The sequence below is a fragment of the Aeromonas sp. LsrichE-8G genome, from assembly GCF_022869435.1.
Taxonomy (GTDB): domain Bacteria; phylum Pseudomonadota; class Gammaproteobacteria; order Enterobacterales; family Aeromonadaceae; genus Aeromonas; species Aeromonas caviae.
Genome location: NZ_JALIHH010000275.1, coordinates 1 through 471, shown reverse-complemented (window position 1 = coordinate 471; position 471 = coordinate 1). Strand labels below are relative to the sequence as shown.

Here is a 471-nt window from a genome sequence, read left to right as displayed (position 1 = left end):
TTACGTACAGTTATCGAGGTGCGAGATCATGGCCAAAAGCAAAATCCAATTCCAGAAAGGCTACAGCCTGTTTGAGTTTCTCAAGGACTATGGCACTGAGGCTCAGTGCGAAAACGCGCTGTTCACTTGGCGTTTTCCTAACGGCTTTGTCTGCCCTGAATGTGCCAACAAGACCTGTTGTCGCCTGAGAAGGCGGCCACGTGTGTGGCAATGCAATCACTGCCGTCACCAGATGTCATTGACTGGAAACACGATTTTCGCAAACACCAAGCTCCCACTGACCAAGTGGTTTCTGGCAATGCACCTGTTGTCACAAACCAAAACAGGCTTGTCAGCGATGGAGCTAAAGCGCCAGTTGGGCGTCAAATATGACACCGCCTGGATGCTCAAGCACAAGCTGCTGCAAGCCATGAAAGAGTCCGATGACAAGCAGCCCATCAGCGGCATCATTCAGCTCGATGATGTCTACTG

1 pseudogene is annotated in these 471 nt (G+C 51.0%); it reads left to right on the top strand.

From position 1 onward, the window contains the following. Positions 1-28: 28 nt before the first annotated feature. A pseudogene (locus MUW49_RS21220) lies at positions 29-471 on the top strand (IS1595-like element ISKpn3 family transposase); the annotation flags it as partial.